Consider the following 26,080-nt stretch of genomic DNA (forward strand, 5'->3'; position numbering starts at 1 on the left):
CGAGTCAAATCTGCCCCTGTTTGGAACTATCTATTTCCCGATAGCCCCTTCTGCTCTTTTATTTTCAACACTGCCATACCGATACTGATACATGCTGCTGCAAACAAACACTGAATCCCAAATGATTTCCAGATTTCGCTCTGTCTCTCCGGTGTAATCTCCTGGAACCCGGCAAGCAGATTGTTGACTTCTTCATACCAATAAACCGGAAGTATTCTGGAGAATTTCAATATCCCTTTATCTAATACAGATGTTGGAGTGAACACCCCTCCAAGAAAAGAAACTGCCAACGCTGTCACATTCACAATAATATTGATGACGTTCTCACTTTCTGCGACTGCGCCAATCAAAAATGCCATTGCAAGGCTCGTTAGAACCATCAGGAAACTGTTTCCTGCCAGATACGCCGCATGCGGACTTTCTTTTCCTTATAACTTCTTCCGCTACTGATCAAATTCTATATATACTTTTCGGATGTATCACAGCAATTTTGCTGGAAAAACATACTTCTGATTACGATCAGCTAAAGGAACAGTATATTCACACCGTAGATGATCAGACCGAAAAAAACATGCTCCTATCCCAGAAACATGAAGCACTCCTCCAGAAACAGGATTCTGAAATCTATACTGCCACCTTACAGGAGCGTAACCGAATTGCCAGAGAAATCCATGACAATGTAGGCCATATGCTTTCTCGGGCAATTCTTCTATCCGGTGCCATTAGGACGATCAACAAGGAAGAATCGTTACAGGAACCACTCAGACAGCTCACCGATACATTATCTCTTGCAATGGACAATATCCGCACAAGTGTCCATGACTTGCACGACGACTCAGTCAATTTAAAAGAAGTCACTGAGGAACTGACCTCCTCCTTTACTTTCTGCCCGATCACACTAGAGTACGACATGCCAATCACGGTCCCACGAACTATTAAATATGCTTTTCTCTCTATTACAAAAGAGGCCCTCTCTAATATTATCAAACATAGTAACGCTACCGCCGTTTCAATCCTCATGCGAGAACACCCTGCACTCTGGCAACTTGTCATCCAGGATAACGGTACTTTACAATCTCCTTCTGCCACAGAAGGAATCGGCTTGGAAAATATGAAAGAACGAATCCGAAAACTAAACGGCACGATTACATTTTCCTGCGAAAACGGTTTTTCGATTTTTATTGCAATCCCAAAGAACAAAAAGGAGGAATCTGATTTATGATACGACTTTTAATTGTCGATGATGATTATCTGATCACTACCGCATTAAAGACTATCCTCGAGGCAGAGGGAGATCTTTCTGTCTGCGGTATCGGAAAAGACGGAAATGATGCTGTCAGATTATATAAGCGGCTTCAGCCCGATCTCCTTCTCATGGATATCCGCATGGAACATCTGGACGGACTAAATGCCGCAGAACAGATTTTGCAGAGCTATCCCGATGCCCGTATTCTTCTGCTCACTACTTTTTCTGATGACGAGTACATTATAAAGGCATTGCACCTGGGAGCCCGCGGCTATATTTTAAAACAAGATTATACTGGAATCTCCCCTGCAATCCGTGCTGTCCTGAAAGAACAAACTGTATTTGGCGCAGAGATCACGACACGGATTCCAAAGCTCTTTGAGCCACAGAAAGCTTTCGATTACGAAACGTATCAACTTACCAGCCGTGAATTTTCTATCATTGAGCTTGTGGCAGATGGACGCAGCAACAGAGAAATTGCCGAAGCACTGTATCTTGGGGAAGGCACCGTACGAAATTATCTCAGCAGCATTTTAGAAAAATTAGAGCTGCGAGACCGCACACAGCTTGCTGTGTTTTATTATCAACATTTACTGTAACGCAAAACAAAAGCATTTTACCCCAATCCTTGACAAGGAACCAAAAAAGACCCTGAATAGAGGAGTTTCCTCTATCCAAGGTCGTAAATTCTTCTGAATATTCTCTTTTGCCTTTTGGGGAATATTTCACTTTGCTCCCTAACAACAAATCAGCCTCTCGCTATTTTACAAGCAGGGATCTTCCTGTCATTTCTTCCGGCTGTTCCATTCCCATCAGTTCGATCAGCGTTGGAGCAATGTCTGCCAGACATCCGTCTTCTCTTAACTTGTATGCAGGGTCTGCATTGACAAGAATAAATGGAACCGGATTTGTTGTATGTGCTGTAAACGGCTCTCCTGTTTCATAATCTACAAGCTGCTCTGCATTTCCATGGTCAGCACAGATAAACATCTGTCCATTCACTTCTTTGATCGCTTCCACAGTTCTTCCGACACATTCGTCTACTGCTTCAATTGCTTTGATCGCTGCATTCTCAACTCCGGTATGTCCTACCATATCTGGATTTGCAAAGTTAATGATAATTACATCGTATTTGTCAGATTTGATCGCATCTACCAGTTTATCGCACACTTCAAAAGCACTCATCTCCGGCTGAAGGTCATACGTTGCCACTTTTGGAGACTTTACAAGAATACGATCCTCTCCTTTGTTCGGCTCTTCCACACCGCCGTTAAAGAAGAATGTCACATGTGCATACTTCTCTGTCTCAGCAATTCTTGCCTGTGTCATGTTGTGTGCTGCAAGGAATTCACCAAATGTATTTGCAATCTCTGTCTTGTGGAATGCAACAAGTTTATTCGGGATCGTTACATCGTACTCTGTGAAACATACATAAGTTGTCTTCACGCGCTCTCCTCTGTCAAATCCATCAAACGCATCATCACAAAATGTTCTTGTGATCTCTCTTGCTCTGTCCGGGCGGAAATTGAAGAAAATCACAGAATCCTTGTCTTTGATCGTTGCAATTGGAGCCCCATCTCTTACAACAACAGTCGGCACAACAAACTCATCTGTCTTTCCTGCATCGTAAGATTTCTGAACTGCGCAAACTCCACATTCCGCCTGCTCTCCTTCTCCTTTTACCATTGCATTGTATGCAAGTTCTACACGATCCCATCGGTTATCGCGGTCCATTGCATAATAACGTCCCATTACAGAAGCCACTTCTCCAACACCAATTTCTTTCATCTTGTCAGATAATTCCTGCACATAATCTTTTCCTGAAGCCGGTGGAGTATCACGACCATCAAGGAAACAGTGTACATAGACTTTGTCAAGCCCTTCTTTCTTTGCAAGTTCTAAAAGTCCGTAAATGTGGCTGTTGTGACTGTGCACTCCACCATCGGATACCAGTCCAAAAAGATGAAGCGCAGAATTGTTTTCCTTTGCGTTTCTGCACGCTGTAAGCAGCGCCTCATTTTCAAAGAAATCTCCGTCCTGAATTGCTTTCGTGATCTTTGTCAGATCCTGATATACAATTCTTCCAGCGCCCATATTCAGATGTCCTACTTCTGAGTTTCCCATCTGTCCTTCCGGGAGTCCCACAGACATTCCACTTGCATTTCCCTCTACAAACGGATACTCTTTCATCAAGCTGTCCATAACCGGTGTCTTTGCCTCGCACACCGCATTTGCCTCGCACTTTTCATTCAGACCATATCCGTCAAGAATCATTAAAACCGTAGGTTTCTTACTCATATAGCAAATCTCCTTTATGTTAAAAAAATGTCGTAATTTCTACGAAGTTTATTTTACATGATTTTTTCTCTCGTTGCAAGACTCAAATATGCATTCGGCGACGCACTTCCTCCCGCAGTCTTGAAATCCGCATTACAGTAATCAGAGACACTGTAATGATCGCTGCACAGACAACAACCGCTGCGGACCATGTCAAACAAAATTTTTCATGAAGATAATAACACACACTCAGATCAATGTCCGCACAGAACACTGCCATCTCGATCACAACAACCATCGCCGTAAATAAAATAGATCTGCTGACATGCTGATAGACATATAGCAGGACTGCCACAAGAACCGTTCCGAGCAGAATAATCGGGACTGCAATCTGCACATACCAGTCCATCCCGTGATTCACCCATGCCACAAGCGCCAGATAAAAAAGAACCGCACATCCATCTATCAGTACCATCAAAATATACGGCAGCTTCCGATACACCATGATTGGAATGGAAAACACTAAAAATACAAGACATGCCCCAATCACATACAGCGACCATAAACTTCCCTTGTATACAAACAAATTCAAAAGTCCACAGCCCACAGCTGTACTTCCAAAAAGCACGATCAAAAGGATTGCAAGGTCTGTCCGTTTTACCTTCTCCACTGTTCCGCGCTCAGATGGATAGGGCGGAACTTTTTTCTCTGTTTTTTCCTCCTGTGGATGATACACCGGAGTATTGCAAAGCGGACATTTGGTCAGCGTCTCCTCCAGTTTCACCCCACAATTTACACAATAAGCCATCTCACACCTCTAATCTCGGTTGCTCTGAATTGTCACAGCAACCCCTTCTTCTACCAATTTTCTGAAAAATACCCGCTCAATGTCATTCTCCACAATACTGCTCGCAAAATTGATGGTCGTAAGACCGTTATAACTTACGATCGCACAATTCGTCCGAGCGGAGAATGGCTGTCCCATCAGCACATCAAATCGTTCCAGATACGGTTCCATCTCCGCGGGAACTTTGATGATTCCAGGATTGGTAAGCCCCGCGGAAGACTGACAATCCTGCACATGTTTGTAAAACTGTTTAACGACAATATCCTTAATACAAAGCGGAACAATACGGATTAGCGGACTCTGCAGTGTCTTTGCATTCGTCGTAATATCTGCATTCAAAAACTTCTCATTGATATGATATCGCATATAATAGTGAATCTCTTTTAAAATCTCCTCAAAACTATATTCACCCATCCGCGGATCCACTCCGGGATAAACCATTGTAATAAAATTCCGAAGTGTCTTTGATGGGAAAAACTGTCTCAGATTGACTGGCATTGCAATCCTCACCGGCTTTTCCCTCCACACCTTGCTGCACTTCTGATTCTCAATCAATGCATACACCAATACGGCATTTAAATACTCCGTGATCGTCACACCGTATTTTTTCGATGCTGTCTTAAGATCACTGACACTCATACTTCCACTGATAATATTCAGTGTATAGAACGGTTCTTTTGTCCCGCGCACCCTATAGGCACTGCCCTGACTCCTCTTTGGTGTCACCTTAGAATTGGCATACTTCATATAAGAATCTTCCAGTTCCTCTCTTTTTGGTTCCTCCTCTACAGAAAGAATCCCCTCCTCATCCGGAATCTTCACACCGTGCATTCGCAGATAAACTGCTGTCAGTGTCTTTAAAAAAGTAACTGCCCCAAGACCATCGGCCAGAGAATGAAATACTTCAAAAGAAATCTGACATTCATAATAATACAGACGGATCAGATAGCGGTGCTTTGTCTTAAAATCCATCGGCATGCATGGATTTTTGACATCTCGCTCCACCTGCGGCACCGGGTTTTTATTTGGCTCTAGGTAACGCCAAAACAATCCTTTTCGCAATGCAACTTTCAAGGATGGAAATCTCGGAAGTGTCTTCTCATAAGCTTTCTGGAGAATCTGAGGATCTACCTTTTCTTTCAAGGTGACAGAAACGCGGAATACCGATGAGAAACTTTTTCTCTGAAGTGTCGGATAAACATTGCCCGACAAGTCCAGTTTTAACCATTGATTTCTGTTATTCATCTTTTTCTTCCTTTCCTAGCTTTATTATAAAGAATTTGATTGTATATGACAACTGCTTTGTGATAGAATAAATTACTACAAGAAAGGATACGAGGATTTATGCCAAATCAAGAGAAAAAACAACAGGGTCTGATGAAGATCATCAAGGCTATTCATAATTTTACAGTCAATGACGATTTAGAAAAATACAGACGCTCTCAGGCAAACCTCGGGCGACTGCTCGGGACAAAGCAAAGCGAAGCATCCTACACTGAATTTTTGATCGATGATATTCCCTCAGAGTGGATCCGCCTAAATCGTCCACACCAGAACGAGACAATTATCTTATACTGTCACGGCGGCGGCTTCTTTACCGGAAGTCTCGAATATTCCCGTACACTGACAACAAAGCTTGCATCTGCTTCTTCCTCTGACATTTTAAGTTTCAACTACCGCCTTGCCCCGGAGCATCCCTCCCCGGCAGCATTGGAAGATGCATTAAAAGTGTGGGGGTATCTGATGCACTTGGGATACGGTGCAAAAAATGTTATTCTCGCTGGGGATTCTGCCGGCGGTAATCTGGCTCTCTCACTTGCGTTGAAGCTAAAGGAAGATGGACGGATTCTGCCAAAAGCTCTTGTTCTCTTTTCTCCGTGGACAGATCTGACATTAAGTGGCGCATCCCACGAAAAAAAAGCGGCATTGGATCCAATCCTGACTAAGGATTATCTTGAACGCGCGCGGTGTGCCTATGTACCAGAGAGCAATAGTGATGCCAGCATTTATGCAGATCCTTTTGTTTCCCCACTTTACGGAGATTACACGGGGTTTCCTCCCGTCTATATCCAGGTTGGAACCAATGAAATCCTTTTGAATGACTCCACAGACTTACACAAGAAACTTCTTCGACAGGATGTCGCTGCAAAGCTGACTATCTACAAAGGAATGTGGCATGTTTTTCAAATGTCAAATATGAAGACGGCGACAGAAGCCATTAACGAAGCCGCACAGTTTTTATTCCGCTTATAACGTACATTTGCTATGGGATCTTATTCCTGTTCCCGATCAAAATTACATTTTTCAAACATAAACCGGGCATATCACAAATGACCGCCAGAGGGATAGATTCAAATTCTATCGTCTTCCCTCTGCCGGTCATTTCGTTTTTCATAAAGTCATCTGCTGCAACACGCTTTCCTAATGCGTTGCTGCAGCATCCGCAATGATTCCACAAAAAGTGTTTCTATTATTTATTATAGTTCACGATCGCTCCAAAATCTGGTTTCAAGGAAGCTCCTCCTACAAGTCCTCCATCGATATCTGGCTGTGCAAATAACTCTGGTGCACTTGCTGCAGACACACTGCCGCCATACTGGATGCGGATTGCTTCAGCAGTTGCTTCATCATAGATTTCAGCGATACATGCACGGATTGCTGCACACACTTCCTGTGCCTGCTCTGTTGTAGCCACTTTACCAGTTCCGATTGCCCAGATAGGTTCATATGCAATTACTGCTGTCTTTGCCTGATCTGCTGTCACATCAAGAAATGCAATCTTAATCTGCTGACGGATAAAGTCGATTGTTACTCCTTGCTCTCTCTGTGTCAGAGTTTCTCCGCAGCATACGATTGGTGTAATGCCATGCTCAAATGCTTTTTTCACTTTTTTATTGACTGTCTCGTCTGTCTCCGCAAAATATTCACGTCTCTCGGAGTGTCCAATGATAACATATTTCACACCAACATCTGTAAGCATTGCAGGAGAGATTTCTCCTGTGTAAGCTCCACTTTCTTCGAAGTACATATTCTCTGCTCCGATTGCAATATTGCTTCCCTCTGCTGCTTCCATTGCCGGAATAATGCTGATTGCCGGTACACAAAATACAACATCTGCATCTTCTGTTGCCACTAATGGTTTTAACTCATTTACAAGTGCCACTGCCTCACTTGGAGTTTTATTCATTTTCCAGTTTCCTGCGATAATTTTTCTTCTTGCCATTTTTAACGTCCTCTTTCCTAAAAATATCTATATGTAAACAGGGCTGCCGCAAAGTGAAGCTTTTCTACAAGCTAGCATCTGTCACCCATTAAACATTGCTGATCCCTTGTAAAAACTTTCTATTTTGCAGCACCCCTGCTTTGCGCTAAAGTATTTTCTTATTTGTCGTTTGCTGCTGCAACACCTGGTAATTCTTTTCCTTCTAAGAATTCAAGAGAAGCTCCACCACCGGTTGAAATGTGTGTCATCTTGTCACCGTATCCTAACTGGTTTACTGCTGCTGCAGAATCTCCACCACCAATGATTGTAACTGCTTCTGTATCTGCAAGTGCTTTTGCAACTGCTTCTGTACCTGCTGCAAATTTCGGCATCTCAAATGCTCCCATCGGTCCATTCCATACAACTGTCTTTGCTGTCTTTACTGTCTCAGCAAACAACTCTGCTGTCTTCGGTCCGATATCGAGTCCTTCCCATCCGTCCGGAATCTCTCCGCTTGCAACAACTTTTGTATTTGCATCGTTAGAGAAATCATCTGCAATTACATTATCAACTGGAAGTAATAATTTTACACCTTTTTCTTCTGCTTTTTTGATCATATTCAGTGCGTATTCACAGTAATCTTCTTCTAATAAAGATTTTCCGACTGTTCCACCCTGCGCTTTGCTGAATGTATAAGACATACCTCCACCAATGATCAGAACATCTACTTTCTCTAACAGATTTTCAATAACAGAAATCTTGCTTGATACTTTTGCTCCTCCGAGAATTGCAACAAACGGTCTCTCTGGATTGTTTACTGCATTTCCTAAGAAGTCAATCTCTTTCTGCATTAAGTATCCTACTACTGCTGTATCAACGAACTGTGTCACACCAACATTTGAGCAGTGTGCTCTATGTGCTGTCCCGAACGCATCGTTTACGAATACTTCACATAAAGAAGCAAGTTCTTTGCTGAATGCTTCTCCGTTCTTTGTCTCTTCTGCTCTGTAACGTGTATTTTCAAGAAGAATCACATCTCCGTCTTCCATAGCTTCCACTGCTGCTTTTGCATTTGGTCCAACAACTTCTGGATCTGCTGCAAATTTCACTTCCTGTCCTAATAACTCAGAAAGTCTTGCTGCAACCGGTGCTAAAGATAATTCCGGTTTTGGCTCTCCCTTTGGTTTTCCAAGGTGTGAGCAGAGAATCACTCTTCCACCGTCTGCGATTAATTTCTTAATTGTAGGGAGCGCTGCTACAAGACGGTTCTCATCTGTAATCTTTCCATCGATCAGCGGTACATTAAAGTCGCATCTTACAAGTACTTTTTTCCCTTTTACATTAATATCATCTACTGATTTTTTGTTAAGCATGTTTATATCCTCCTTGACTATAAAAATAAAAGTCAACTTATCTTTTTTAAACCCGCAAAGGGTCCGGCCCATAAGACCGGACCCTTTTGGATCTTCTTATTCCGAATCTTTTAAAATTAAGCTAATTCAGAGAAGTATTTGATTGTTCTTACCATCTGGCTTGTGTAAGAATTCTCATTGTCATACCAAGCTACAACCTGAACTTCTGTTGTTCCATTGTCTAATGGAAGAGCCATTGTCTGTGTAGCATCGAATAATGAACCATATCTCATTCCAACGATATCGCTTGATACGATCTCATCTTCGTTGTATCCATAAGATTCGTTTGCTGCTGCTTTCATAGCTGCATTAATTTCTTCAACTGTTACATTTCCTTCTACTACTGCTGTTAAGATTGTTGTTGATCCTGTTGGTGTTGGAACACGCTGAGCAGATCCGATTAATTTTCCGTTTAATTCTGGAATAACAAGTCCGATTGCTTTTGCTGCACCTGTGCTGTTTGGAACGATATTTACAGCTGCTGCACGTGATCTTCTTAAATCACCTTTTCTCTGTGGTCCATCAAGTGTCATCTGATCTCCTGTGTAAGCGTGGATTGTACACATGATACCAGATTTAATTGTTGCTAATTTGTTAAGTGCATCAGCCATAGGAGCTAAGCAGTTTGTTGTACAAGAAGCTGCAGAAATTACTGTATCTTCTGGTTTTAATGTTTCATGGTTTACATTGTAAACGATTGTTGGAAGATCATTTCCAGCTGGTGCAGAAATAACAACTTTTCTTGCTCCTGCTTTGATATGAGCTTCAGCTTTTGCTTTAGATGTATAGAATCCTGTACATTCTAATACAACGTCAACTCCGATTTCTCCCCATGGAAGTTCTTCAGCGTTTGCTTTTGCATAGATTTTGATTTCTTTTCCATCTACTGTGATAGAATCTTCTCCAGCTGTTACTTTGTCAGCTAAAGCGTATTTTCCTTGAGATGAATCATATTTTAATAAGTGAGCTAACATTTTTGGAGATGTTAAGTCGTTGATTGCAACTACTTCATATCCTTCTGCTCCGAACATTTGTCTGAATGCAAGACGTCCAATACGTCCAAATCCATTAATCGCTACTTTTACTGCCATGATTAATTCCTCCTAAAGTTTCTTAAACTATTATTTGTATTTGACAATTCCTTAACTTTGTTAAAGATTCATCAACCTTTATTTATTGTACTAAATCCGCACAGAAAATTCAAGTCATATTTACAATTTTATGGAAGTTGTTGAAAAACAGGTTTTCTTCCTTTAAACTCTGTATAATATTGAAAGCCACAGCTATGCAGAATCTCACTTACAAGTCCAAATGCATAAGCAAGATGCTCCGGTCTATGTCCATCCGAACCAACTGTAACAATCTCTCCGCCAAGCTCCCGATACCTCTTTAAAATATCCGGATGCGGATGACCAAATCCAAGTCCATACTTATATCCTGCCATATTCAGCTCCAGCCCTTTCCCTCGGTCGATCAGCTCCCGCAGGATTTCATCGATCAGATCTGAAAAGGTACTGTAAGAATAGCTCTCTATACTCCTTCCATAGCGCACGATATAATCCAAATGACCGAGTACATCAAATTCTGAGACTGCACGGATATTTTCCAGTGTTGCCAAAAAAGCCGCCTCATATGCTTCCCGATCTGTTCTTTTCTCGAAAAACTGTGGATAATACGGATCTTCCGACTGAATCACATGCACCGATCCGAGCACAAAGTCAAACGGATACTGACTGACATACTGTTTATAGTACTCGCCAAGGTGCGGCTGAAGTCCCAGTTCTACACCGATCCGCACATCTATCTTCTCGCGATATTCCTGCTGAAGTCTCTGCATTGTCCGAAAATAAGATTCCGTATCGAACGTAAAGGAAAGAGATCCTCCTTGATAATCTTTATCCTGATGGTCGGTAAAGCAAATCGTTTGAAGCCCTCTTCTGATTGCCTCTTGTATCATTGCTTCCGGTTCAAATTCTGCATCAGATGAAAAACTGGAATGCATATGAAAATCCGCTTTCATCCTTTCCCTCCTTCACATTTTTTCTGTTCGAACAGCATGTTGCTTCTATAGAATAGTACCTCCTCCGACAACATACTCTCCATCATAGAAAACAACTGCCTGTCCCGGAGTAATCGCTCTCTGCGGTTCCTCGAAGGTACATGTAACCTCATCTTTTCCGCTCTTTCGGATTGTACACCATGCCCCTTTGTGATTGTAACGAATCTTAGTCCATACGCGCATCTCACCGGTTAAATCCTCGATGGACATAAAATTCAACTGATTCGCTCTCAGTGTATAGGACATAGAATCTTCATTACTTCCTATTACAATCTCATTTGTCTCCGGCCGAATCTCAAGAACAAAAGCCGGATGTCCCAAAGACAACCCAAGTCCTTTTCGCTGACCGACCGTATAGTGCGTGATGCCTTTGTGTCTCCCAAGTACTCTTCCATCAAGATCTACGAAATTTCCTTCCGGAATCTTCACAGCCGCCTCTTCTTCAATAAAAGAAGCATAATCTCCATCTGGTACAAAACAGATATCCTGACTATCCGGCTTATTGGCAATGCGAAGATTTATTTTTTCCGCAATCTCCCTCACTTGGTCTTTCGTATACTCACCGACCGGCATCAGTGTCCTCTTCAGCTGTTCCTGCGTCAGATTATAAAGAGCATACGTCTGATCCTTTGCCAGAGTCGCTGAACACTTCAATGTATACCGTCCGTTTTCCAGCTGCACAACTCTTGCATAATGCCCGGTTGCGATATAATCTGCTCCGATATCCATACTCCTCTTTAACAAGGATTCCCATTTCACATAACGGTTACAGGCAATACATGGATTCGGAGTTCGCCCATGCAGATATTCCTGCACAAAATAATCAATGACCTTTTCTTTAAATTCTTTCTTAAAATTCATTACATAGTATGGAATTTCAAGTGCCGCCGCAACACGTCTTGCATCATCAACCGCACTGAGCCCACAGCAGCCTCCGTTTTCTTCTTCAACTGCGCGATCCTCATCCTGCCAGATCTGCATCGTCACCCCGATTACATCATACCCCTGTTCTTTGAGCAGATATGCTGCTACCGAAGAATCCACACCTCCTGACATTCCTACGACTACCTTTTTCTTCATCTAAATTCCTCCCGCCCGGCAGATGCCAGACTGTGTTTTTGTATTCGGATTAGTATTCTTCCTCATCCTCTTCGTCTTCATGGATATCAGATTTCGGCTTCGTCAATCCTTCAATCTTGATTCCGTTTTTCTCTGCATAATCCCAAAGCGCTGCATGAATTGCTTCCTCAGCGAGAAGAGAACAGTGAACTTTCACCGGCGGAAGTCCGTCAAGCGCTTCCATAACAGCTTTATTTGTCACTTTCAGTGCTTCATAAATACTCTTTCCCTTTACAAGTTCTGTTGCCATACTGCTTGTGGCAACAGCAGCTCCACAACCGAATGTTTTGAATTTTACATCACGAATGATCTGATCTTCATCAATATCAAGATAAATTCGCATAATATCACCACATTTTGCATTTCCAACAGTTCCTACCCCACTTGGGTTTTCTAATTCTCCTACATTTCTTGGATTCTGAAAATGATCCATAACCTTCTCTGTATACATAATATTTTTCCTCCTGATTCTTCCAGCAGGGCTGCTTGATCCCTGCCTACTGCTCTTTGATTTTTTACTTGATTCTATTTTGCTTTCTTTTCCTATTTTTTCTGCTTCTTCTGAAAATCTTCATAGAGCGGGGACATCTTTCTTAAGTGCTCCACAATCTCTTTTAATACATCCGCTGTATAATCAAGATCTTCCTTCGTTGTCTCTTCACTCAGAGTCAGACGCAAGGAGCCATGTGCAATCTCATGCGGGAGTCCAATCGCAAGCAGCACATGAGATGGGTCTAAAGATCCAGATGTACAGGCCGATCCGCTGGAACCGCAGATTCCCTTCATATCCAGCATAATTAGAAGCGATTCTCCTTCAATAAACTGGAAACTAAAGTTTGTATTATTCGGCAGTCTTTTGCTCTCATGTCCATTGAGTCTACTATATGGAATCTCAGTGAGAATCCGATTGATAAAATAGTCTCTTAATTCCACTTCTTTTTTTGTTCTCGCTTCCATCGACTCAGCTGCTCTTTTTGCAGCAGTTCCAAGTCCTACGATTCCAGGCACATTCTCTGTTCCGGCACGTCTCTTTCTCTCCTGCGCTCCACCATGAACAAAAGAGCGAATCTTTACCCCTTTACGAATGTAAAGAAATCCGATTCCTTTTGGCCCGTTGATCTTATGCCCACTCGCACTTAACATATCAATATGACATTCATCTACATTGATCGGCACCTGACAGAATGCCTGTACAGCATCTGTGTGGAACAAAATTCCATGTTCTTGTGCGATTTCTCCGATTTCTTTGATCGGCTGAATTGTACCAATCTCATTGTTTGCAAACATAACAGAAATCAAAATAGTGTCCGGGCGGATTGCCGCACGGAGTTGCTCCAGGTCTACCAATCCCTTCTCATCCACATCAAGGTACGTCACTTCAAACCCTTTTTTCTCCAGATACTCTGCTGTATGAAGAATTGCGTGGTGTTCGATCTTTGTAGTGATGATATGTCTGCCTTTGTTCTCATAACATTCTGCAGTTGCTTTCAGCGCCCAGTTATCAGACTCTGAACCACCTGCTGTAAAATAAATTTCATTTGCCTCTGCGCCAATAATCTCTGCAATAGTCTCTCTCTGTCTCGTGATAACCTCTTTATTGCCTGCTGCAAACCCATACACGCTGGATGGATTTCCATAATATTCTGTAAAGTATGGCAGCATTGCCTCTACAACTTCCGGAGCTGTCTTTGTCGTTGCTGCATTATCTAAATAAATCAATTTTTCCATGTCTGTATCCTCCTAATTTCCGCAATGCATCTGACCAGGAATCTGTTGTCCCTTCATCGCCTTGCTCTCTTCTACCAGACGGTCAAGCTTGATCTCATCCACCGTCTGATTAATACTTTCGTTGATTTTCTGCCAGACATACTTCGTCACACATCCTCCTGCGGCCTCGCATCCTTCTTCTGGGTGAAGCCCACTGCACTCTACCGGTTCTAAATTTCCTTCCAGCGCACGGAGTACGTCTCCAACGGATATACTTTCTACTTCTCTGGCGAGCACATATCCACCACCAGCACCACGAATGCTCTTGATCAGCCCTGCCTTCTTTAATTTCGCCATCAGCTGCTCCAAATAACGTTCCGAAATCCCCTGACGCGCTGCAATACTGCTGATTGAAACCGGTTCAATCTCACTGTACTGTGCAAGATCAATCAATGCGCGGAGTCCATATCTCCCCTTTGTAGATAATTTCAAGTTCTCACCTTCTTTATTCTCAATCCCTACTAAATTACTAGGATTTACATTTTGTAGAATACCACTCCTTTTTTGTTCTGTCAAGACTCTGTTTTGAATATGTTTATACAGATTACATATCTTGTCACCGGAGTCATTATGTCTAAAAAATATACAATCTTAAAAGGTACTTTCATCCTTACCACCACCGGCATCATCACACGCCTGATCGGCTTCTTCTACCGTGTCTACTTAAGTCAGACGTTTGGCGAAGAAGGTGTGGGGCTCTATCAACTTATTTTTCCAGTTTATGCCCTCTGCTTCTCTCTGACAGCAGCAGGAATTGAGACGACCATTTCCCGCTGCGTCGCAAGAAAAGCAGCGCTCGGAAAACTTCAGGAAGCCAGGGAATTTCTCTTTACCGGAATGAGTATTTCCTTTCTTCTCTCATGTATTGTTACCATTTTTCTCCAGAATAACGCACACATGATTGCCGTTTATTTTATTGGTGAAACACGCTGTATCCCGCTTCTCACTGCAATGTCCTATGCATTTCCATTTGCCGCAATCCACAGCTGTATCTGTGGCTATTATCTTGGTCTCAAACGCACCGGTATTCCAGCAGCCTCACAACTCATCGAGCAAATTGCCCGCGTACTCTCCGTCTATCTTTTTTCCCTTTATCTTCTTCATGATCAGGGTACACTTTCTGTGACGCTTGCCGTGTCAGGGCTTGTTGCCGGAGAAATCTTTTCCTCCTTGTTTTGTGCCCAAATGTTTTTTCATACGCACCATCTCCATCCTGTACACACTTCTATTCAAACAGTACACCGTTGTCTTTCCTATGTAGGAGAACTTTTCCGGCTTTCAGTCCCACTGACTGCCAACCGCATTCTACTAAACCTTCTGCAAAGTATTGAGGCAATCTCTATTCCAAAAGCACTGATCACATATGGAAGCAACCGAAGCGAAGCTCTTAGCCTCTACGGCGTTCTGACTGGAATGGCTCTCCCATGTATTTTATTCCCATCTGCGCTGACAAATTCGATTTCCGTCATGCTGCTCCCTACAGTTGCAGAACTTCAAGCTTCACAAAAACGCGAAACGCTTCTGTTATTAATTAAAAAAGTTTTTTTCTGTTGTTTTGCACTTGGTCTGTCATGTACCATTGGATTTTTGCTGTTTGGTCGTTTCATTGGAAGCACCTTATTTCACAGCACCCTTGCAGGTAGTCTGATTCTTACACTCGCCTGGATCTGCCCTTTTCTCTACACAAATTCCACACTGGTCAGCATTTTGAACGGGCTAGGATATACCGCCTCTTCCTTTTTCGTCAATACCGTCGGACTGCTGCTGCGTATCGCTAGTGTTTTCTTTTTGATTCCTCTTGCCGGAATCCGCGGTTATCTCTGGGGACTGCTTGGAAGCCAGCTGACAATCACACTTCTCTGTCTCCGGGAACTCTTCCATCTTTTTCATCGGAATCCCTCAGTCTGATGCAACACAAAAAGCATATTTTGACCAAAGGATACTCCCTCTGTCAGAATATGCTTTCTCTTCTCATAACTCTTTGCATCACTTCACAAACAAGCGAATGACAGCCTTTAAACATACCGGATTGATATATGCCTCCAAGGCGATACCTGCCAGAAACATTAGGCCTGTGAAAATGCTTTTCCCGCTATTCCACCTGACTTGCGGCGATAAATATAGATACCATAGATAGACAAGAGACGACGGGAGGTAAAAGAAAATTTGCGGAAATACTCCCACCGCACAAATCACGATCCCAGTAGCTCCAAGCTGAAGAATTCCCGACGTCAATACAATGCCGCTTGTGAGGCCTGTCCAAAGAAGCGTCACCACCACCACCATCTGTTTCCATCTTGTACAGCCCGCTGCCAGAAGAACTCCGGCTGGGATTATCCGAATACGAAGAAGATATCCCAAATATTCTTCTGGGATAATCTCTGTAATCTGGAACTGTCTGAGAAAGTACTCACTAAAAACACCGTACGATTCCAGATAACTGTCCGATACCATGTTCGCATATAAGATTCCCGCCAGAAATCCAGACATATAAAAAATCAAAAACTGTTTTTTACTCTGTTGTATCTTCAAAAACATCCCTCCTGTTTTCAGATACTCTATATATATGTCCTCCACATGTTCTTCATGACCTCTTCTTCGGCTGATGGAATTGTATTTATCCTTTCCGCTTATTTCGATTTCTTTCCCAGATTCTCAACTATCATTTTCTTCTAACAGTACTTTACGGCATATGCCATCAATGCAGAGATTGTCTTTCCATCTTCAATCTCTCCTGCAAAAATCTTTTCTTTCAGTTCTTCCATTGTATATGCTTCCACTTCAACAAATTCATCCTCGTCTAAATGTTGTTCTGTCGGAATTAGATTTTTTGCCACAAAAATTTCAATCCGCTCATTACAGAATGCCACTGTCGTACGAAGTGTGATCAACCATTCCAACTGCTCTGATCGGAATCCTGTCTCTTCCTCTAATTCTCTTTTTGCACAGACAATTCCTTCCTCCTTTGGATCATCCAATTTCCCCGCCGGAATTTCCAAAGTTGCTCTGTCAAGCGCATTCCGATATTGTCTTACCATAAGAATCTTTCCATCCTCTGTCACAGGGACAACCGCCGCCGCGCCATCGTGGTGGATATAGTCCCACTCTGCCACATTTCCATTTGGCAGTTCTACCTGATCTCGGTAAACATTCAGAACTGCCCCCTGATAAACCAGTTCCCGCTTCCGTCTTTTAATTTCTTCCATTGTCTTTGCTTCCTTTCTCTGTAAACTTCCGCATTCCCTTAAGTGCGGAGCGCTGTTATTTCATAGAACATATTTCCTATAACAAAAAATAACAGACAATAGAGACTGCTCTCCACTGCCTGTTATTTTTCACTTTTGTGGTCTTTGATTCTATATAGTTCTTGGTCTATTTTGCGTAATCTGTCACTCTTGACTCACGGATTACATTTACTTTAATCTGACCAGGATATTCCAATTCAAACTCAATCTGCTTTGAAATATCTCTTGCCATCAATACCATATCGTCATCAGATACCTGTTCTGGAACTACCATAATACGAATCTCTCTACCTGCCTGAATTGCAAAAGATTTATCGACACCTTTAAACTGGTTCGCAATATCCTCTAACTGTTTTAATCTGTTTGTGTACGTCTCTAACGTTTCTCTTCTCGCACCCGGTCTTGCAGCCGATATTGTATCCGCTGCCTGCACAATACATGCAATCAGTGTTTCCGGTTCTACATCACCATGGTGAGATTCCACTGCATTGATAACTGTAGCAGATTCTTTGTATTTCCTACAAAGATCCACACCAATCTGGATATGAGACCCTTCTACATCATGATCAATCGATTTTCCGATATCATGTAACAGACCTGCTCGCTTAGCCAGTCTGACATCCAGACCGATTTCTCCTGCAAGCAGTCCTGAGAGCTGTGCAACTTCAATGGAGTGTTTCAATGCATTTTGTCCATAGCTTGTCCTGAACTTCATTCTTCCTAAAAGACGGAGTAACTCAGGATGAATACCATGTACGCCCACTTCGAGAGCTGCTGCTTCTCCTTCCTCACGGATCATTGCTTCTACATCTCTCTGCGCTTTCTCTACCATCTCTTCGATCCTTGCCGGATGGATACGTCCGTCAAGAATCAGTTTTTCCAGCGCAATTCTTGCCACTTCCCTGCGAATCGGATCAAAACCTGATAACACAACAGCCTCCGGTGTATCATCTATAATCAATTCTACCCCGGTCATTGTCTCAAGTGTACGGATATTACGACCTTCTCGTCCGATAATACGTCCCTTCATCTCATCACTTGGAAGTTGTACTACAGAAATCGTAGTTTCTGCAACATGATCTGCCGCGCATTTTTGAATTGCTGTCACAACATATTCTCTTGCTTTCTTTCCAGCCTCTTCTTTTGCCTGATTTTCAAGTTCCTTGATCATCTTCGCAGTGTCATGTTTTACATCATCTTCAACAGTTTTTAATAAATATTCTTTTGCCTGTTCAGAGGTAAGTCCTGAGATTCTTTCCAGTTCCTGTACTCGTTTACTGTTAAGCTCGTCTACTTTGATCTCACGCTGTTTGATCTGCTCTTCTCTTACTGTAATCTTCGATTCACGCTGTTCCAGTACATCGGCTCTCTTGTCAAGCGCTTCTTCTTTAGATAAGACACGCTTTTCATAGCGCTGTAACTCTGCTCTACGCTCTTTTGTCTCCTTCTCAAGTTCATTTTTTGTCTTAATGGACTCTTCCTTGATCTCCAGAAGCGTTTCCTTCTTCTTTGCCTCTGCATTCTTTAAAGCATCATCTATTATCTCTCTTGCTTTGTTCTCAGCATTCCCAATCTTTGAATCTGCATCTTTCTTCAGATTGTTCACCGTTACATAGTAAGTAATAACAACAGCTGCCACAACTGCAATCAGACCAGCAATTATTGATACTATCGGCACAGGAGCACCTCCTTATTTAATTTTCATTGTACACAAATACAACACTTAGATTTTATACCGTTTTCACAAATATGTCAAGTATGCTTACACCGTTTTGGTCATTTTTATGAACCTCTCAGCTATCTCTACCAATATACTTCTTCCGCCTCCAGAGCTCTTCGGATATTCTCATAAGAAAATCCCTTCCGTATAAAATAAGCCGTTTGTTTCTGCTGCTCTTCTCTTGTAGCATCGCGAAAATGATATTTCCTCTTTGCTGCCAACTGGCGGATCGCTTCTATCTCATCATCTTCTCCTGTATAGCATTCCTCCATGGCAAGCTCAATCAGTTCTCTTTCAATCCCTTTTCCTACAAGCTGTGCATACAATTCCCTTTTACTTTTCTGATTCTGTCTGTTCTGAATGTATCGCTTTGCATAGTCAAGGTCGTCTATATAACCAAATGACTTCACATATGCCAGTGCAGCTTCTACCACATCTTCAGTATAACAACTCTGTCTGAGTTTCGTGCGGAGCTGTGATTCTGTCCGATCCATGTCATTGAGAAGGTGCATTGCGCGAAGCTTAGCCCGCTTTATAATCACTTCTTTCTTAATCTGTTCAAAACTCTCCTCTGAGACTTCACATTCTTCTCTGATCTGATAGTGTGACAATTCTCTTCGATACAAAACAAAAGCGAACTCTCCATCAACCTCTACTTTATACCTGTTTTTTGATACAAGCTCTACCTTCGTGACAATCATCTCTTATTCATCTGCCTTCTGTTCCGCTGCAAGATCCTCTTCTCCTGCCGCTCCGTCAAGCTTATAATGTGCCCGTACTTTTGTCTCAATCTCTTCCATCACTTCTGGATGTGTAGAGAGATATGTCTTTGCATTCTCACGGCCCTGTCCAATCTTATCGCCATTGTATGCATACCATGCACCACTCTTATTGATAATATCAAGCCCTGCTGCCAGATCTAGAATGTCTCCTTCCTTCGAAATTCCTTTTCCGAACATAATGTCAAACTCAGCTTCCTTAAACGGCGGTGCAATCTTATTCTTCACTACTTTAATTCTGGTACGGTTACCGACCATCTCTCCGCCCTGCTTTAACGTCTCTGTCCTTCTGACATCCATACGAATAGATGCATAGAACTTCAACGCACGTCCACCGGTTGTTGTCTCTGGATTTCCGAACATCACACCGACTTTCTCACGGAGCTGATTAATAAAGATCACAACACAATTAGACTTACTGATAACTGGTGTCAGCTTTCTGAGCGCCTGAGACATCAAACGTGCCTGAAGACCAACATGGCTATCTCCCATATCCCCTTCAATCTCCTGTCTCGGAACAAGTGCGGCAACAGAATCGACAACAATGATATCCATCGCTCCCGAGCGCACCATTGTCTCTGTAATCTCCAACGCCTGATCACCACTGTCCGGCTGTGAAATATACAGTTCATCAATATCTACCCCGATATTCTTCGCATAAACTGGATCCAGAGCATGCTCTGCATCAATAAAGCCTGCAATGCCTCCCCTTTTTTGCACTTCTGCAATCATATGGAGCGCTACTGTCGTCTTACCACTTGACTCCGGTCCGTAAATCTCGATAATACGTCCCTTTGGCACTCCACCAAGACCAAGTGCAATGTCTAGGCTTAAAGAACCAGTAGGTACTGTCTCAACACTGACATTTGCCGCCGCATCTCCAAGTTTCATCACTGCTCCCTTTCCAAAGTCCTTCTCCAACTTTGCAATTGCTGCATCTAATGCTTTTAATTTATCGTCTCCTGCCATAATATTCTCCTTTTCAAATACGAACTTATGTTCGTTTTTCTAATTAATATAGTATCTTACTTACTTGTGATTGTCAATTCTTTTTTCACTTTTCTCATAGCTCGTTGGGTTCTTCGGCAGACACGCCCGAATGATTCAGAATATTTCTTAACTATAAGCGTACTATAACACCTTTTCTTTACTCTGTAAAGAAAAAAAGTACAGAATGTCCTAACGACCTCCTGCACTTTCTTCTATCTTGAAAATCTATTCAGGATTCCCTCTCGAATCCGAATCAACTGCTTTGGAAGTGCCTCCCGCTTCTCACGATAGAATGCATTTGCAAAATCAAGTGTAAACAGCACCGCCAAAAATCCTCCGAGCGCTTTTCCTGCCATCATCGGAATCCCGTTTACGAATCCCTCTACAAATTTATGCAGAAATACAAATAATCCAATCGTATAAAACCCCCATGCGATTGAACTTTCCAGACAGAGAATCCCTTTGTAATTGAATGGCTTGTCCGTATAATCCCACCAGATCTCTCCGAAAATTTTATTCATCAATACTGCTGTGAAATATTCCAAAGTCGTTGCAAGCAAAGATCCAAAGAAAAATAATTTCCAAAGATTATCACTGTATGGCTTCAATAAAAAAAATACTGTCAAAGCTCCCACCCCGTAAATCGGACAGATCGGTCCTCTTGCAAATCCCCTGTTTGTAAGCTTTCGGTTGCAGATCGACATATAAATGGACTCTACCAGCCAACCAAGCATACTATACGCAAGAAACCACAGCAACACATGATAAAAATCATAGCCAAAAATCACTCTGTTCCACATTCCTTGTTCCTCTTATCCTTTCTCTCTTATTTTCTCTGTATTCTACTATATCTGACTAAAAATTTCTATCTCTTTCAGAAAGCCTTAAGAAATTTATAACTTTTTCTATAAAATCTCCTCTGTTTTTACAGATACAACCACTTCCTCAAACACCGCTCCTGTCACTTTTTGAAAATCCTGCGGCGTTAATCTGATCTGCATTCCTATTTTGCCGCCACTTACAATCATTTCCTCCAAGGCCTCTGCACATTTTTCTACGACAACCGGAAACGGCTTTTTCATCCCAATCGCAGTGCATCCTCCCCTGATATACCCTGTCACGGCAGTCAGATCTTTCAGGGGAAGCATAAGGAGAGATTTTTCTCCGACAACCCGGGCCGCTTTCTTTAAATCCAGCTCCTCTTCAATCGGAATAACAAATACATAATACTCTCTGCTCTTTGCGACTGTCACAAGTGTTTTATGCACCAGCTCATGCGGTTGTCCGAGCTTATCTGCAATCTGTACCCCATCCACGAACTCCTCACACTCATAAGTGATATATGTAAATGGGATTTTCTTTTTTTCCAGTATCCTCATCGCATTGGTCTTCAGCTCTTTTTTTGCCATTTTTCTCCTCTTTTCTTATTATTTCTGCCTGTTTGCTTCTTTTGCAGAAGCAACAACCTCTCTCAATGGCTTTCGAACCTTTTTTCGAGTCACTTCTACAAGCTGTAATCCCGTCATATCTACAAGAATTGTCTGGACAGGATCTTTCCGCAATTCTTTTTGAAACACTTCCAACAGATCTTTTGTACACTCTTTTGATTTCAAATTAATAAAATCAATCAGAATGATCCCTGAGAGATTGCGGAGCCGAATCTGCTTTGCCGCTTCTTTGGCTGCTTCGAGGTTGATTTTCATATAAACTTCGTCATCTTTCTTACCTGCAATGCATTTTCCTGTATTGACATCGATCACCGTCAGCGCCTCTGTCGGCTGAATCACAAGATAAGCGCCTGATTTCATCCACACCCTCTCTGATAGCGCCCGTGAAATGACAGATTCCAGCGAATATAACTTATAAAGTGGTAGCTGCCTGTCAGCATAACATACAAGCTTTTCTAAATCCTCTGGCTGCTCTTTCGCCAAATATTGCTTTACATCTTCAAAAAGGCTCTCCTCTACAACAATATCTGTCAATCCTTCCTGATAAATATCACGGATATTTGACAGATATGTAAAAGGGGCCTCCAAAAGACAGCTAAATACCTTGCGTGACTGCGCGATCTCAACTAAATGCATGTAAGATTCTGCTAGCTGCCCCAACTCTTCTTTCACAAGATCTGCCGGAATATCTTTGGCATTTGTGCGGACAATAAATCCATATCTTTCCGATTGGAGAACTTCGACAGTCTCCTGAATCTGTGCCCGCTTTTCTCCTGTGATCTTGGAAGAAATTCCAATCTTTTTGATACCAGACGTTAAGACAACATACTTCCCTGTGAAACTTAAGTTGGAAGTCACTGTCGGCACCTTCGTTTTAACAGCCTCTTTCTGGATCTGAACAAGCAGCTCATCCCCGATACAGAGCGGCTTTTTCCCGACTTTCTGCGTGAAATGTGGGGAAGGATTCTGAGGGATAGAGTAATAGCACTCCACCCCGTTTGCAATTTCGATAAAGGCAGCCTGAATATTTGGGACAATGTTTTTTACTTTCCCCACGTAAATATTTCCAACACGGTACGCCTCTGTATCTTTATCGCTGACATGAATTTCCACCACTTCTTCATTTTCTAACACGGCTGTCACGACCTGCTCTGCTATTTTTGTGATCACTAACTTTCTTTTCATATTCCGAATCACCTATATCCCCAGCTGGTCTAATGGTACTAGATGACGTTGTCCCCCACTTCCCACATCCGCATACACTTCCAGACGATGATGGCGCATCGCAGTCTCTTCCAAATCTATTCCAAGGAATTTTCCAAATGCCTGCATAACAAGCTCTGGTTTCAAATTCTCCACGCTTCCAGTTGCCACAAGCATATAAACCTTTCCGTCTTGTTCTCTCATATCATAGATCATAGGCTTAATATTGACATCTTTTTCACTCTTTTTCGTTTTTTTCCATACGATGATCTCTGGCTGACTCCGAAAGGCATCAATCTTATCAGCAAGATTTTCCACTGGATGTTCCATTACAAACTCAGACAGATAATCTGCTGCAGCGACAATCGCCATTCCGGTTTTCTTCTTATCGTCTGAGATTTCAATCATATTGACGATTTCCATCCCTTCCACCATTACTTCATTTAATCTTCGAACTGCCTGCGCAAAATCAACAGACTCAGACAATTCAATATCGAAGTATTCTCCATCGCTTGTCAGACCCACTCCAAGCGGATTTGCAAACGACATCACCATGTGCGGACTATATCCGCCCGTAAATGCAATTGGAATTTCCGCCCTTCTCATTGCCTTTTGAAAATATCTCATAATATCCAGATGTCCGATGAATTTCATCACACCATATTTTCGAAATTTAATTCTTGCTTTCAACACAGACACCTCCTCCGTAAATCGCCGCTCCACATCCTGCACATTTCATTTTGCAGTTTGGTGTCACTTCGCCCTTCATAGCCCGTTCCCACTCGCGCTGTAAAAATTTCTTTGTCACACCGATATTGATGAAATCCCATGGGAAAATCTCATCCATATCTCTCTGCCGCAAATTATAAAATCCAATATCAACACCTGTCTTTTCAAATGCTTCCATCCATTTCTCATTGTCAAAAAACTCAGACCATGAATCATACAGACATCCCATTTTATAAGCTTCTAAAATTACCTTTGATACTTTTCTATCCCCGCGCGCAAAAACTCCTTCCAGCACAGTGACATCTGCCTCGTGCCAGTTATATTTCAAACTCTTTCTGTTTAACTGCGCTTTCATTTCATTATTTACAATATGTGCTTTCTGGATATAATCTTCCTTGTTGCACATCGTCGCCCACTGAAATGGTGTGAACGGCTTTGGAATAAAGAAAGAAGTACTTGCAACAATCTGACATTTTCCATTCCTCTGATCCTTTGGAATCTGATAGTAGCGCTCTGCCACTTTTTCAGCCAAATGTGCAATCTCTTTCATATCTTCTTCCGTCTCTGTCGGAAGGCCCAGCATAAAATATAATTTTACTCTCGTCCACCCTCCTTCAAACGCCTGACCTGCCCCCTCTAAAATAATCTCTTCTGTCAGACCTTTGTTGATAACGTCACGAAGTCTTTGAGAACCTGCCTCCGGTGCAAAGGTCAGACTGCTCTTTTTGATATCCTGCACTTTGCTCATGACATCCAGTGAGAACGCATCTATTCTGAGGGATGGCAGAGAAATGTTGATTCCTTTTCCTTTAAATTCTTCAATCAGAAAATTCACAAGCCCCTTCAATTGCGAATAATCACTGGAGCTCAATGAACTTAGTGAGATTTCCTCATGTCCGGTACTCTTCAACATTTTGTATGCATACTCTTTTAAGCGCTCTAACGCACGTTCCCTTGTTGGGCGATACAGCATTCCCGCCTGACAGAAACGACATCCACGGATGCATCCTCTCTGAATTTCCAACACAACTCTGTCTTGAGTCACTTTGATAAATGGCACAACTGGCTTCTCCGGGTAATAGGTGTCTGTAACATTTAGTACCATTTGCTTTTCAATAGTCGGCTTCGCGTGAACATTATTCGGTTCAAAAGAGGCAATCGTCCCATCGTCATGATAAGTTACATCATAAAATGCCGGCACATAAAGTCCAGGAATCTCTGCTGCGCGCTCCAGAAACTCCCTCCTGCTGCTTCCTATCTTTTTATGCTCTTTGTACGCATCCAAAAGTTCATCGTAGACTGTCTCTCCTTCTCCGATATAAAAAATATCGAAAAAGTCTGCCAACGGTTCCGGATTGTAAGTACATGGACCTCCGCCGATCACAATCGGATCTTCCTCGTTTCTTTCACTGGCAAACAACGGAATTCCACTTAAGTCCAGCACCTGAAGGATGTTTGTGTAACACATTTCATACTGGATCGTAATTCCAAGAAAATCAAATTGTTTGATTGGATCCTGAGATTCAAGCGCAAACAGAGGAATCTTCTTTTCCCGCATAATTTTGTCTAAATCCATCCACGGCGAATACACCCGTTCGCACCAGACATCCTCCCTCCGATTAAACATATCGTAAAGAATCTGGATACCCAGATGAGACATCCCGATCTCATACACATCCGGAAAGCACATAGCGAAACGGATATCCACCTCGTTCTTATCTTTCATCACCGAGTTCACTTCGTTCCCGATATAGCGGGCCGGCTTCTCGATTTTTAGTAATATTTCATCACTTAAAGCTAGTTTTCTCATATTTCTCCTTTCGTTTTTGTCTAATATATACCAAAAAGTAATTTGCCCTTGCGTAACAAATTTACTTTTTTTCTACTGTGCAACACTATGCATAATTATACACCATTTTCATAGTCTTGCATAAAATACATAGCACTGCATAACATAATTCAATACTATAAATCACTTATTTTACAATTAAATTCTTAAAAATTTTGTCCTGCTTTTTCTATCATTTAACACCCTAT

27 protein-coding genes are annotated in these 26,080 nt (G+C 42.2%); 4 read left to right on the forward strand and 23 right to left on the reverse strand.

The genetic code is table 11. The annotated features are described in order from the left end of the window. Window positions 1–26 precede the first annotated feature (26 nt). Window positions 27–401 carry an ABC transporter permease gene (locus ACGG81_RS07940; RefSeq protein ID WP_390110368.1) on the reverse strand — a complete coding sequence of 125 codons (375 nt, stop codon included), beginning with the start codon at window positions 399–401 and terminating at the stop codon, window positions 27–29. Between the two features lie 89 nt (window positions 402–490). Between ACGG81_RS07940 and ACGG81_RS07945 the strand changes: the two genes are divergently transcribed. Beyond that, window positions 491–1,222 (forward strand): sensor histidine kinase, encoded by a 732-nt coding sequence (locus ACGG81_RS07945; protein WP_390107721.1) that lies wholly within the window; start codon window positions 491–493, stop codon window positions 1,220–1,222. Then, window positions 1,219–1,845, forward strand: coding sequence for a response regulator (locus tag ACGG81_RS07950; RefSeq protein WP_390107724.1), 627 nt, complete (start codon window positions 1,219–1,221; stop codon window positions 1,843–1,845). The genes ACGG81_RS07945 and ACGG81_RS07950 overlap by 4 nt, the downstream gene beginning before the upstream one ends. A gap of 160 nt (window positions 1,846–2,005) precedes the next feature. Here the strand turns inward: ACGG81_RS07950 and gpmI are convergent, their stop codons facing one another. The 3 genes from gpmI to ACGG81_RS07965 form a co-directional block, all read right to left on the reverse strand. Beyond that, window positions 2,006–3,544 carry a 2,3-bisphosphoglycerate-independent phosphoglycerate mutase gene (gene gpmI / locus ACGG81_RS07955; RefSeq protein WP_390107727.1) on the reverse strand — a complete coding sequence of 513 codons (1,539 nt, stop codon included), beginning with the start codon at window positions 3,542–3,544 and terminating at the stop codon, window positions 2,006–2,008. Between the two features lie 82 nt (window positions 3,545–3,626). Next, on the reverse strand, window positions 3,627–4,331 hold the full coding sequence (locus ACGG81_RS07960; protein ID WP_117577192.1) for a DUF6320 domain-containing protein: 705 nt from the start codon (window positions 4,329–4,331) through the stop codon (window positions 3,627–3,629). 9 nt (window positions 4,332–4,340) lie between these two features. Then, window positions 4,341–5,615, reverse strand: coding sequence for a hypothetical protein (locus tag ACGG81_RS07965; RefSeq protein ID WP_009261990.1), 1,275 nt, complete (start codon window positions 5,613–5,615; stop codon window positions 4,341–4,343). Between the two features lie 99 nt (window positions 5,616–5,714). Between ACGG81_RS07965 and ACGG81_RS07970 the strand changes: the two genes are divergently transcribed. Continuing rightward, window positions 5,715–6,623 (forward strand): alpha/beta hydrolase, encoded by a 909-nt coding sequence (locus ACGG81_RS07970; RefSeq protein WP_008975363.1) that lies wholly within the window; start codon window positions 5,715–5,717, stop codon window positions 6,621–6,623. Between the two features lie 10 nt (window positions 6,624–6,633). On the opposite strand, the gene ACGG81_RS07975 is transcribed toward ACGG81_RS07970, so the two are convergent. The 9 genes from ACGG81_RS07975 to ACGG81_RS08015 form a co-directional block, all read right to left on the reverse strand. Further along, the gene (locus tag ACGG81_RS07975) at window positions 6,634–6,765 is read right to left on the reverse strand and encodes a hypothetical protein (protein ID WP_318265150.1); all 132 of its coding nucleotides are present in this window, start codon (window positions 6,763–6,765) and stop codon (window positions 6,634–6,636) included. A 75-nt stretch (window positions 6,766–6,840) separates the two neighbouring features. Further along, on the reverse strand, window positions 6,841–7,593 hold the full coding sequence (gene tpiA / locus ACGG81_RS07980; protein ID WP_009261992.1) for a triose-phosphate isomerase: 753 nt from the start codon (window positions 7,591–7,593) through the stop codon (window positions 6,841–6,843). 158 nt (window positions 7,594–7,751) lie between these two features. Beyond that, window positions 7,752–8,945 (reverse strand): phosphoglycerate kinase, encoded by a 1,194-nt coding sequence (locus ACGG81_RS07985; protein WP_009261993.1) that lies wholly within the window; start codon window positions 8,943–8,945, stop codon window positions 7,752–7,754. Between the two features lie 116 nt (window positions 8,946–9,061). Beyond that, window positions 9,062–10,075: a type I glyceraldehyde-3-phosphate dehydrogenase gene (gene gap, locus ACGG81_RS07990; RefSeq protein WP_008975360.1), complete on the reverse strand. Its 1,014-nt coding sequence runs from the start codon at window positions 10,073–10,075 to the stop codon at window positions 9,062–9,064. Window positions 10,076–10,203: 128 nt separating this feature from the next. Then, complete coding sequence (locus ACGG81_RS07995) at window positions 10,204–11,004, reverse strand: histidinol-phosphatase HisJ family protein (protein WP_009261994.1); 801 nt, start codon at window positions 11,002–11,004, stop codon at window positions 10,204–10,206. A gap of 45 nt (window positions 11,005–11,049) precedes the next feature. Then, window positions 11,050–12,123: a tRNA 2-thiouridine(34) synthase MnmA gene (gene mnmA / locus ACGG81_RS08000; RefSeq protein ID WP_009261995.1), complete on the reverse strand. Its 1,074-nt coding sequence runs from the start codon at window positions 12,121–12,123 to the stop codon at window positions 11,050–11,052. A 49-nt stretch (window positions 12,124–12,172) separates the two neighbouring features. Beyond that, window positions 12,173–12,613, reverse strand: a complete 441-nt coding sequence (gene nifU / locus ACGG81_RS08005; RefSeq protein WP_008975357.1) for a Fe-S cluster assembly scaffold protein NifU — start codon at window positions 12,611–12,613, stop codon at window positions 12,173–12,175. Window positions 12,614–12,705: 92 nt separating this feature from the next. Continuing rightward, window positions 12,706–13,890 (reverse strand): cysteine desulfurase NifS, encoded by a 1,185-nt coding sequence (gene nifS, locus ACGG81_RS08010; RefSeq protein WP_009261997.1) that lies wholly within the window; start codon window positions 13,888–13,890, stop codon window positions 12,706–12,708. 12 nt (window positions 13,891–13,902) lie between these two features. Next, on the reverse strand, window positions 13,903–14,361 hold the full coding sequence (locus ACGG81_RS08015) for an RrF2 family transcriptional regulator (RefSeq protein ID WP_009261998.1): 459 nt from the start codon (window positions 14,359–14,361) through the stop codon (window positions 13,903–13,905). 138 nt (window positions 14,362–14,499) lie between these two features. On the opposite strand from ACGG81_RS08015, the gene ACGG81_RS08020 reads away from it, so the two are divergent. Then, the gene (locus tag ACGG81_RS08020; RefSeq protein ID WP_390107735.1) at window positions 14,500–15,837 is read left to right on the forward strand and encodes a polysaccharide biosynthesis protein; all 1,338 of its coding nucleotides are present in this window, start codon (window positions 14,500–14,502) and stop codon (window positions 15,835–15,837) included. Window positions 15,838–15,915: 78 nt separating this feature from the next. Here the strand turns inward: ACGG81_RS08020 and ACGG81_RS08025 are convergent, their stop codons facing one another. The 10 genes from ACGG81_RS08025 to ACGG81_RS08070 form a co-directional block, all read right to left on the reverse strand. After that, entirely contained in the window at window positions 15,916–16,467 is a 552-nt protein-coding gene (locus tag ACGG81_RS08025; RefSeq protein WP_270602358.1) for a stage II sporulation protein M, read from the reverse strand. A 134-nt stretch (window positions 16,468–16,601) separates the two neighbouring features. Next, window positions 16,602–17,135 carry an NUDIX domain-containing protein gene (locus ACGG81_RS08030; protein ID WP_009262001.1) on the reverse strand — a complete coding sequence of 178 codons (534 nt, stop codon included), beginning with the start codon at window positions 17,133–17,135 and terminating at the stop codon, window positions 16,602–16,604. A 166-nt stretch (window positions 17,136–17,301) separates the two neighbouring features. Continuing rightward, window positions 17,302–18,852, reverse strand: coding sequence for a ribonuclease Y (gene rny, locus ACGG81_RS08035; protein ID WP_008975351.1), 1,551 nt, complete (start codon window positions 18,850–18,852; stop codon window positions 17,302–17,304). 125 nt (window positions 18,853–18,977) lie between these two features. Next, the gene (locus ACGG81_RS08040) at window positions 18,978–19,595 is read right to left on the reverse strand and encodes a regulatory protein RecX (RefSeq protein WP_390107738.1); all 618 of its coding nucleotides are present in this window, start codon (window positions 19,593–19,595) and stop codon (window positions 18,978–18,980) included. Window positions 19,596–19,598: 3 nt separating this feature from the next. After that, window positions 19,599–20,642 carry a recombinase RecA gene (gene recA, locus ACGG81_RS08045; RefSeq protein ID WP_390107741.1) on the reverse strand — a complete coding sequence of 348 codons (1,044 nt, stop codon included), beginning with the start codon at window positions 20,640–20,642 and terminating at the stop codon, window positions 19,599–19,601. A 233-nt stretch (window positions 20,643–20,875) separates the two neighbouring features. Next, the gene (locus tag ACGG81_RS08050) at window positions 20,876–21,463 is read right to left on the reverse strand and encodes a putative ABC transporter permease (protein ID WP_009262004.1); all 588 of its coding nucleotides are present in this window, start codon (window positions 21,461–21,463) and stop codon (window positions 20,876–20,878) included. Between the two features lie 105 nt (window positions 21,464–21,568). Next, window positions 21,569–22,072, reverse strand: a complete 504-nt coding sequence (gene ybaK, locus ACGG81_RS08055) for a Cys-tRNA(Pro) deacylase (protein ID WP_390107744.1) — start codon at window positions 22,070–22,072, stop codon at window positions 21,569–21,571. 18 nt (window positions 22,073–22,090) lie between these two features. Continuing rightward, window positions 22,091–23,296, reverse strand: coding sequence for a ribonuclease E/G (locus tag ACGG81_RS08060; protein ID WP_390107746.1), 1,206 nt, complete (start codon window positions 23,294–23,296; stop codon window positions 22,091–22,093). 12 nt (window positions 23,297–23,308) lie between these two features. Further along, window positions 23,309–24,007, reverse strand: coding sequence for a TIGR03936 family radical SAM-associated protein (locus ACGG81_RS08065; RefSeq protein WP_120093183.1), 699 nt, complete (start codon window positions 24,005–24,007; stop codon window positions 23,309–23,311). Beyond that, window positions 23,988–25,853 carry a TIGR03960 family B12-binding radical SAM protein gene (locus ACGG81_RS08070; RefSeq protein WP_009262007.1) on the reverse strand — a complete coding sequence of 622 codons (1,866 nt, stop codon included), beginning with the start codon at window positions 25,851–25,853 and terminating at the stop codon, window positions 23,988–23,990. Before ACGG81_RS08070 ends, ACGG81_RS08065 begins: the two co-directional genes overlap by 20 nt. Window positions 25,854–26,080 lie beyond the last annotated feature (227 nt).

Source organism: Faecalimonas umbilicata, from assembly GCF_042846195.1.
GTDB classification, from domain to species: Bacteria; Bacillota; Clostridia; order Lachnospirales; family Lachnospiraceae; genus Faecalimonas; species Faecalimonas umbilicata.

What these genes read in the sequence shown, in the direction of transcription:
- mnmA (WP_009261995.1), bottom strand. Translation starts at nt 12,123, where the DNA reads ATGAAGAAAAAGGTAGTCGTAGGAATGTCAGGAGGTGTGGATTCTTCG.
- nifU (WP_008975357.1), bottom strand. Translation starts at nt 12,613, where the DNA reads ATGTATACAGAGAAGGTTATGGATCATTTTCAGAATCCAAGAAATGTA.
- tpiA (WP_009261992.1), bottom strand. Translation starts at nt 7,593, where the DNA reads ATGGCAAGAAGAAAAATTATCGCAGGAAACTGGAAAATGAATAAAACT.
- ACGG81_RS07950 (WP_390107724.1), top strand. Translation starts at nt 1,219, where the DNA reads ATGATACGACTTTTAATTGTCGATGATGATTATCTGATCACTACCGCA.
- ACGG81_RS08025 (WP_270602358.1), bottom strand. Translation starts at nt 16,467, where the DNA reads ATGTTTTTGAAGATACAACAGAGTAAAAAACAGTTTTTGATTTTTTAT.
- ACGG81_RS08060 (WP_390107746.1), bottom strand. Translation starts at nt 23,296, where the DNA reads ATGAAAAGAAAGTTAGTGATCACAAAAATAGCAGAGCAGGTCGTGACA.
- ACGG81_RS07995 (WP_009261994.1), bottom strand. Translation starts at nt 11,004, where the DNA reads ATGAAAGCGGATTTTCATATGCATTCCAGTTTTTCATCTGATGCAGAA.
- recA (WP_390107741.1), bottom strand. Translation starts at nt 20,642, where the DNA reads ATGGCAGGAGACGATAAATTAAAAGCATTAGATGCAGCAATTGCAAAG.
- ACGG81_RS08030 (WP_009262001.1), bottom strand. Translation starts at nt 17,135, where the DNA reads ATGGAAGAAATTAAAAGACGGAAGCGGGAACTGGTTTATCAGGGGGCA.
- ACGG81_RS08070 (WP_009262007.1), bottom strand. Translation starts at nt 25,853, where the DNA reads ATGAGAAAACTAGCTTTAAGTGATGAAATATTACTAAAAATCGAGAAG.
- ACGG81_RS08040 (WP_390107738.1), bottom strand. Translation starts at nt 19,595, where the DNA reads ATGATTGTCACGAAGGTAGAGCTTGTATCAAAAAACAGGTATAAAGTA.
- gpmI (WP_390107727.1), bottom strand. Translation starts at nt 3,544, where the DNA reads ATGAGTAAGAAACCTACGGTTTTAATGATTCTTGACGGATATGGTCTG.
- gap (WP_008975360.1), bottom strand. Translation starts at nt 10,075, where the DNA reads ATGGCAGTAAAAGTAGCGATTAATGGATTTGGACGTATTGGACGTCTT.
- nifS (WP_009261997.1), bottom strand. Translation starts at nt 13,890, where the DNA reads ATGGAAAAATTGATTTATTTAGATAATGCAGCAACGACAAAGACAGCT.
- ACGG81_RS07960 (WP_117577192.1), bottom strand. Translation starts at nt 4,331, where the DNA reads ATGGCTTATTGTGTAAATTGTGGGGTGAAACTGGAGGAGACGCTGACC.
- ACGG81_RS08050 (WP_009262004.1), bottom strand. Translation starts at nt 21,463, where the DNA reads ATGTGGAACAGAGTGATTTTTGGCTATGATTTTTATCATGTGTTGCTG.
- ACGG81_RS07965 (WP_009261990.1), bottom strand. Translation starts at nt 5,615, where the DNA reads ATGAATAACAGAAATCAATGGTTAAAACTGGACTTGTCGGGCAATGTT.
- ACGG81_RS08020 (WP_390107735.1), top strand. Translation starts at nt 14,500, where the DNA reads ATGTCTAAAAAATATACAATCTTAAAAGGTACTTTCATCCTTACCACC.
- ybaK (WP_390107744.1), bottom strand. Translation starts at nt 22,072, where the DNA reads ATGGCAAAAAAAGAGCTGAAGACCAATGCGATGAGGATACTGGAAAAA.
- ACGG81_RS07985 (WP_009261993.1), bottom strand. Translation starts at nt 8,945, where the DNA reads ATGCTTAACAAAAAATCAGTAGATGATATTAATGTAAAAGGGAAAAAA.
- ACGG81_RS07975 (WP_318265150.1), bottom strand. Translation starts at nt 6,765, where the DNA reads ATGAAAAACGAAATGACCGGCAGAGGGAAGACGATAGAATTTGAATCT.
- ACGG81_RS07970 (WP_008975363.1), top strand. Translation starts at nt 5,715, where the DNA reads ATGCCAAATCAAGAGAAAAAACAACAGGGTCTGATGAAGATCATCAAG.